This is a genomic window from Myroides sp. LJL116 (assembly GCF_054871685.1).
Genome location: NZ_JBTXLR010000033.1, coordinates 1 through 7,529, shown reverse-complemented (window position 1 = coordinate 7,529; position 7,529 = coordinate 1). Strand labels below are relative to the sequence as shown.

The 7,529-nt window shown below is 29.9% G+C and carries 8 protein-coding genes; 4 read left to right on the top strand and 4 right to left on the bottom strand.

The window, feature by feature from the left end:
• Positions 1–312: 312 nt before the first annotated feature.
• The 4 genes from ACYSNM_RS13525 to ACYSNM_RS13510 form a co-directional block, all read right to left on the bottom strand.
• Complete coding sequence (locus tag ACYSNM_RS13525) at positions 313–660, bottom strand: transposase (protein WP_461757408.1); 348 nt, start codon at positions 658–660, stop codon at positions 313–315.
• A gap of 29 nt (positions 661–689) precedes the next feature.
• Positions 690–1,175, bottom strand: coding sequence for a transposase family protein (locus ACYSNM_RS13520; RefSeq protein WP_461757407.1), 486 nt, complete (start codon positions 1,173–1,175; stop codon positions 690–692).
• A complete protein-coding gene (locus ACYSNM_RS13515; RefSeq protein WP_461757406.1) occupies positions 1,172–1,567 on the bottom strand; it encodes a transposase in 396 nt (131 codons plus the stop codon). Before ACYSNM_RS13515 ends, ACYSNM_RS13520 begins: the two co-directional genes overlap by 4 nt.
• 77 nt (positions 1,568–1,644) lie before the next feature.
• Positions 1,645–1,770: a hypothetical protein gene (locus ACYSNM_RS13510; protein WP_461757405.1), complete on the bottom strand. Its 126-nt coding sequence runs from the start codon at positions 1,768–1,770 to the stop codon at positions 1,645–1,647.
• 139 nt (positions 1,771–1,909) lie between these two features.
• Between ACYSNM_RS13510 and ACYSNM_RS13505 the strand changes: the two genes are divergently transcribed.
• Genes ACYSNM_RS13505 through ACYSNM_RS13490 form a run of 4 tightly spaced genes read left to right on the top strand, consistent with a single transcriptional unit; the run spans position 1,910 to position 7,015 of the window.
• Positions 1,910–3,124 carry a DNA cytosine methyltransferase gene (locus ACYSNM_RS13505; RefSeq protein ID WP_461757404.1) on the top strand — a complete coding sequence of 405 codons (1,215 nt, stop codon included), beginning with the start codon at positions 1,910–1,912 and terminating at the stop codon, positions 3,122–3,124.
• Positions 3,125–3,129: 5 nt separating this feature from the next.
• The gene (locus ACYSNM_RS13500) at positions 3,130–5,637 is read left to right on the top strand and encodes an ATP-binding protein (protein WP_461757403.1); all 2,508 of its coding nucleotides are present in this window, start codon (positions 3,130–3,132) and stop codon (positions 5,635–5,637) included.
• Positions 5,638–5,639: 2 nt separating this feature from the next.
• A complete protein-coding gene (locus tag ACYSNM_RS13495) occupies positions 5,640–6,377 on the top strand; it encodes a hypothetical protein (RefSeq protein ID WP_461757402.1) in 738 nt (245 codons plus the stop codon).
• A complete protein-coding gene (locus ACYSNM_RS13490) occupies positions 6,374–7,015 on the top strand; it encodes a hypothetical protein (RefSeq protein WP_461757401.1) in 642 nt (213 codons plus the stop codon). The genes ACYSNM_RS13495 and ACYSNM_RS13490 overlap by 4 nt, the downstream gene beginning before the upstream one ends.
• Positions 7,016–7,529: the final 514 nt, after the last annotated feature.

Sequence of the window (7,529 nt, the reverse complement as noted above, 5' to 3'; positions counted from 1 at the left end):
CTGTAAGAGAAGCTACTAGAAAATGGACTATGCCAGTAAGAAACTGGGGAATAATATTAGACCAATTTATGATCCTATATAAAGATAGGGTTAGACTTTAAACAAAACCTAACCCAAGCTTATTTTTTGAACTTACACACTTAAAGATACAGTGCCGAAAAAACCTTACAGTTTTTAATAGTAATCCTAAAATAGCTTTACAGTTCTAAATTCTAGTCCTGTAATTACTCTACAAAATACAATATTTTTAATATTCTTGTATTATGATTTAATAGTCTTTTACAACTTCACTGTAACTTTTTTTATAATTCTTCATTTTTTTTTGATCTCACCACTTTTTAAGTGAGCTTCTTGAGGAGTTAAATAGTCTATACTACTATGTGGTCTTTTTGAATCGTATATTTTAATAATCTTAGAAATGTTGTTTACTGCATCTTGATGATTGAGATACACTCTTTTAGGATAAAATTCATTCTTTAAGATTCCATTGACTCTTTCAGCTAGTGCGTTGTCATAAGGATTTCCACTATGAGTCATACTAATTTGAATATCATGCTCTAATAATAATTTAGTGTATTCAAAACTACAATATTCAGCACCACGGTCAGAATGATGTATTAAACTCTGTCCAGTTTGCATTGGGTTTAATGCAATAGCCATTTTAAGAGCATTTAAACAGCCGACAGCCTCTAAGGAGGGGTATAAACAATACCCACTATTTTACGCGAATAGAGGTCAGTTAAAAGACTTAAGTAACTAAATCCACTTACTGTTCTTATATATGTTATGTCACTAACCCAAACTTGATTTGACCTAGTAACTTCAAGGTTTTTAATTAGGTCAGGATAACGTTTATAAGGATGATTAGAGTTTGTAGTTCGTGCAATCTTTTTTCGACGGCGAATCAAAAGACCATGAAATCGCAGTAAATTAAAGAGCTGGTCTCTTCCTATTTTGATTATATGTTCTTCAAGTTTAGGTTCTAAAAGATGTAGAAGGTTTCTAACTCCTATAAAAGGTATATCCTCTCTAATCTCATTAACTAAACAAAGCACAATACTATTGGAGATAACCTCAGTGTTTCTCCTTGTAATTGCTTCGTAATATGCTTGTCTACTAAAGCCAAACAACCCACATAGTTTTTCTAAGCTAACTTTTGGGTGCTTGTTTTTCATAATTTGGACTGTTTGGCTCCAGACTTTTTTCTGATTTTTATCTTTAAATCCTGCTCACTAACTACAATCAAAGTATCCAAAGTTTCATTCTTCAAATTTGCTTTTTCGAGTGCTTTTTGAAGTTCTACAACTTGTTTATTAAGCTTTTTTACAACGGTTTCTTGCTCAACTGGTTTTGCCATAACTTCTTCACTTAAATTACTGAGTTTAAAAGCTAGTAAAGAATCTTCAATTACCCAAGAATTAATTGTATTACGACTTATTCCATACCTTTTTGCTGCTGAACTATTACTAAAAGCACCGGACTTTATCTCTGCAACAACCATTTGCTTTACTGATAATGGATACGAATTCCCATAGGTTTTTGATTGATCTGTTTTTTGTTCTGTCAATTTTTCTATAACTCTAACGTTTAGAAGTGTAAAGCTATTTCAGGACGAGACAACTTGAATCGAAATAAAATTTGTAATTATTCCGATGTAAAGTGAACAATTTGAGCGATACAAATAATGTCGGAATTGGCACGTTTTGAACCGAAATCACTGGCCCAAGTTAAACCGTAATATCCAATTAAAAATAACGAGCATTCTTTCAATATTTTATTGTCATAATGTTTAATAAGATAGTGTTTGAGAAGTTGATAGATAAGAAATAAATTATTTTATTCTTGAATAAAAAAAAAAAACGTTATATATTGTGTATTTTCGCACTTTAAGGAATATTTTAAAACAAAAATGCCTACAAATAAAAAATATATAGATTTATTCGCTGGATGTGGTGGTTTATCTCTTGGGCTTCATAATGCTGGAATCCAAGGGCTTTTTGCTATTGAAAAAAACTCAGATGCCTTTCAAACATTACACCATAATTTAATTGATAAAAAAAAACATTTTGATTGGCCAGATTGGCTTCCAAAATCACATCATGATATAAACAAAGTTTTGGAAAATTATGAAAGTAATTTAAAAGCACTTCGAGGAATTATATCAATTGTTGTAGGTGGCCCCCCGTGTCAAGGCTTTTCAATGGCAGGAAGGAGGAATGAAACCGATCAGCGAAATGATTTGGTGAATTCCTATATAAAGTTTGTTGATTTAGTACAGCCTGATTTAATATTCTTTGAAAATGTTAAAGGCTTTACCATGGAGTTTAAAAAAAATAAAGAAAAAGGCATAGCCTACTCTTCTTTGGTAACCCAAAAGCTTAAGGATTTAGGTTATTTTGTAAAAGGGCAATTAGTGAATTTTGGTGAATTTGGTGTTCCACAAAAAAGGACAAGATTTATTTTAGTTGGTATGAAAGAGAATATTGAAAATGCCTCACAAGAAAAAATAGAATCCTTTTTTACCCAATTGGAAGATAATTCTTTATCCTTTTTAAAAGGAAAAGGATTGTCCAAAACAACTAACTTAAAAGAAGCTATTTCAGATTTACTTAAAATTCATGGTACATTAGCTTCAGAAACACCTCGTTTTCAAGCTGGAGTCTACGGTAAAAAAGAGAGTGCTTACCAAAAGTTAATGCGTAAAAATATAAGAAAGAACACACCAGATAGCCATCGATATGCGAAACATTTAACAGAAACGATTAATCGTTTTCAAATAATTTTAGATTTATCAGTTAACAGAAGGAATTACGATTTAAGTAAACAAATCAAAGATGAGTATAATTTAAAAAAACATACTATAATTCCTTTGTGTGCAGAGAGTAAAAGCCCTACGATAACTACTTTACCTGATGACTATATACATTATAATGAGCCTCGCATCTTAACTGTAAGAGAATATGCGCGTATACAAAGTTTTCCAGATTGGTATGAGTTTAAGGGTAAATACACTACAGGAGGAAAACTACGAGTGAAAGAAGTACCACGTTATACACAAGTTGGAAATGCTATTCCTCCTCTATTTGCAGAGCAAGTGGGGTTAATATTAAAATCATTCTTCTAAATATTATGTCTGAGAAATTAGAATTTAAAGTTAGTTCAGCATTAAAGAATATTGTTGGACGAGATCTAATAGAAAATGATAATGTAGCTGTTTTTGAGTTAGTTAAAAACTCATATGATGCAAGGGCTCGAAATGTCATTATAAATATCAAACCAGATTCGATAATTATATCCGATAATGGTAAAGGAATGGACTTAGGTGATATTAAAGAGAAATGGTTATTCTTAGCTTTTTCAGCGAAAAAGGATGATTCTGAAGATGGGGATATAGATGATCTCTTTAGAGATATAGTTAAAGATAGACAACACTTTGCAGGAGCGAAGGGAGTTGGAAGGTTTTCAGCTGATAGACTCGGTAGATATCTTAAAATGACAACAAAAAAAGTAAAATCCGTCAATTGTGAAGTGGTTTCTATAGACTGGAGCCTATTTGATGAAAATCAGAACGCAACGTTCACTAGTATTGACGTAGAACATAGTACCGTTGAATTTACTAACCAATTTCCCTCTTCAAAAGAACACGGAACTATTATAGAAATTAGTGGTTTACATAAATTATGGACTAGAGAAGAACTACTTACTCTTCGTCGATTTTTAGAGAAGCTTATAAATCCATTTGGAGATCTTACTAATTTTTCAATCCAAATAGAATGTGAAAGAGAAGCCTTATCTGACTCTAGAGAAAAAGAGGAGACTAAAAAAGTAAACGGATTAGTAAAGAACACTGTTATCGAAGTCCTTTCATTAAAAACGACTCGATTAGATCAGTATACTGAAGGAGAGTATATCTATACTCAAATCTATGATAGAGGAACTTTAATGTATAAAATTAGAGAAAGGAACCAATATGATTTACTAGATAATTTTAATGTATCTATTCTGTTCTTAAATAGTTCCGCTAGAAACATGTTTACTAGAAGAATGGGGATTCGATCATTAGAGTATGGTTCACTCTTTTTATATAAAAATGGCGTAAGAGTTTTACCATATGGTGAAAATGGCGACGATAGTTGGGAATTAGATAGACGAAAACAACAAGGTCATTCTAGATATTTAGGAACACGTGATATTTTAGGACAAATTTCAATTGTGACAAATAATCACGAACAGTTCAAAGAGACATCAAGTCGTGATGGAGGATTGATTAATACATCAGGTGCTAAGGAGATTAAAGAATTGTTCAAAGACACCTCTCGTAAATTAGAAAGATATGTAGTGGGGGTGTTGTGGGGAGGTAATTTTCTGCAAGAAAACTATTTCACCGACAAAAATTATGTAGGATTGTTTCGAGATGATTTAAAAACAGATCAAGATAATTATGAGAATAACAAAGTTGCACTTAATAACGTTGGAAGTAGAATAGATTATACTCAAATAATAAAAGGGTTAGCTCAAGATGAATCTATTGAAATATTAGATTTTAATAAAGAAATGATACAGTTCTTCGCTGAGGAATTAAATATTGTCAAGTTAGATATTCTTAAAGATTTGAATGAGATAGCCTTAAAGACCAATGATACAGTGTTAAAATCAGAGGTAACTAAATTGACTACTAAAATTCTTAAAGAAAAGCAAAGAAGAGAAGAAGCAGAAGAAAGAGAAGAAAAAGAAAGAAAAAAGAGAATTGAGGCAGAAAAAAAAGTAGAAGTTGAAAAACAAAAGAGAGAGGAAGCCGAAAGAAAACATAGAGAAGAAGAAGAAAAGAGAAGAAAGGCTGAGTTTGAGGCAGAAAGAAAAGAAAAAGAAAGAGCTTTAGCTGAACTAGCAAAAATTAGAGCTGAGCAAAAAGCTAAAGAAGAGGCAGAAAAGCACAAAGATGTAGCAGATAAGTTAGATATTGAAACTAAGAAAAATCAATATTTAAATTCAACTAGAAAAACTTTGAGTGATGATGCAGAGCAGTTGATACACTCTATTGATCTATATGTAGGAAATGCTTCTACTTATGTAAATGAATTGTTAATTTCAGATATTGATAATAAGAGTAAAGAGAAAGTTTATTCCATTAAAAATAATATAGACAAGGCTTTAAAAATATCACAAATCATAATTAAATCTAGCTTTGATTATAAGCATACAAGTTTAAGAATTAATTTACCAATGTATATCAAGGAATATTTAGATGATATTAAAATTTCAAGACCAAAACTAGATATTGATATTTTAAATCTATTTGATAAGTATTATTTACTTAATCCTATTGATATAGATATTATTTTAGATAATTTAATCTCAAATTCTATTAAAGCAAAAGCTACAAAAATATTAGTAGAATTTGAAAAGAGTGATAATAAAATCATTGTTATGTATTATGATAATGGCTCTGGTATACCAGAAAAACTAGTCAATAATTCAAATGCAATTTTTGAATTAGGTGTTAGAGAATCTACTGAAAGAGGTTCAGGAATAGGTATGTTTGATGTTAAAAAAAGAGTTGAAAATATAAAAGGTAAAATTGAATTTGCTGGAAATAATTTAAAATTAAAAGGAGCAGCATTTAAAATAGTAATATAAATATGGCATCAAGTGATAGAATACCCTTAAATTACCTTGTATTTGATGATGATAATGAAGCTGAAAATCAATACAACGCAAATATTATTATTAGGGGTTATAATTGTAATTTAATATTTATAAACCCTCAAGACTTCTATTGTGCGGAAAGTAATATCTTTAAAATAGAAGAGTTTAAAGATAAAATTAAAGAAAAGACTAAAGACATTAATATAAATCTGATAATTTCTGATTGGAATATACTAGACGCCGTTGAGGATTTTCAAGGTATTGTTGGCTGGGATATTATCGAGTATACTATTGAAGCAAAAGAAAAATTAAAAACAAGGCCTTATTTAATTTACTCTTCAGATATTCAAAACGCATCTAATTATATATTGGGTAAAATTTCAAAAGAGATAAAAAAAGTTGAAGGCAGTGATAAAGATCTAGAAAGTATCCCTTCTCTTGAATTTATTAAACGTATTCTAGAACTTAAGGTTAAATTTTGTCACAGAGATGCGCAAAGGTATAGTGAAGTTATTACATTATTAAAAGCCTCGAGTACCATATCTAACATAGTGTTAGATAGTATATTTAAATATGGAGAAAATATTGTATATACTGGTAATCAATATTATGATGGGAGAAAAATTTCTGATTTAGTAGATGGCCCAACACCCAACGATAAAGGTTTAAAATTTATTCGTGAATTTATCGATTTATCAATTGCAAATTATACTGAAATAATTAATAGATGATATTGATACATGCACTAGATGAAACAACTAAATTCCTATCAATATTTGAAAGGGATTTTAAAGATAATTTATTGATTTTTAACGCTAACGATGACTCTGAGAAGGAAGTGTTGAGTAGACTACAAGATTTATCAAACATTTCTACAATAGTTTTTTTAGGACATGGTCATTCTTCAGGTTTATATACTCCAGAAATTGAAAAAATTTACCCTAAAAAAATATTTATTAATAAAGATAATGGAGATGTTATTCTTAACAATAAAAACGTAATACTACTGAGTTGTAATTCCAATCAATTTATAAATAGTCTAACCACTTTTAATGAAATTATTGGTTTTGGAAATATAATTAGTTCAGAAAGAGAAATAAGTATTGAGGCTGACGTTACCGGAACCAGGAGAAATTTAGATGAAAACGATATAGAATTTTTTAATGCAACGTATTGTAATGCAGTAATTCAGAGTTTGTTATTATTTAAAAAAGGAATAATATTGTTTAACAAAATTCCTCAGTATATCGAATTCTTCATTAATAAAGAAATTAATTCTATACTAAGGAAAAAAGATATAAAAAATAGTATCGACATTGCACGCTTGTTATTTGAGTTTAGAAATGAAATGGTCTATAAGGCAAAGTAAGGGATAATAAAAAGAGAAATCTAAGTTCGATGAAATAAATACGGAGTTGCATTATTTAGTGAAACTTCTTCAGCAAATGAAGTTTGTTATAAACAGCAAGCTTTTTTAAGATCCTAATCAGATTAAGCTACCTTTAGGTGTTTAACCTGAAGTTCTACAAGAACAAGTGAAGGATGTAATTAAACAAGGTATTGCTTATTCTATAGCTATGAAAAAGCATTGTAAGTTGCTAGCCTTTCAAGACACTTACTTGTGGGAGAAATAGAAATTAAGTCAATTTGTCTCGTCCTGAAAAAACCTTACAGTTTTTAATAGTAATCCTAAAATAGCTTTACAGTTCTAAATTCTAGTCCTGTAAGGCACTGTATCTTTAAGTGTGTAAGTTCAAAAAATAAGCTTGGGTTAGGTTTTGTTTAAAGTCTAACCCTATCTTTATATAGGATCATAAATTGGTCTAATATTATTCCCCAGTTTCTTACTGGCATAGTCCATTTTCTAGTAGCTTCTCTTACAG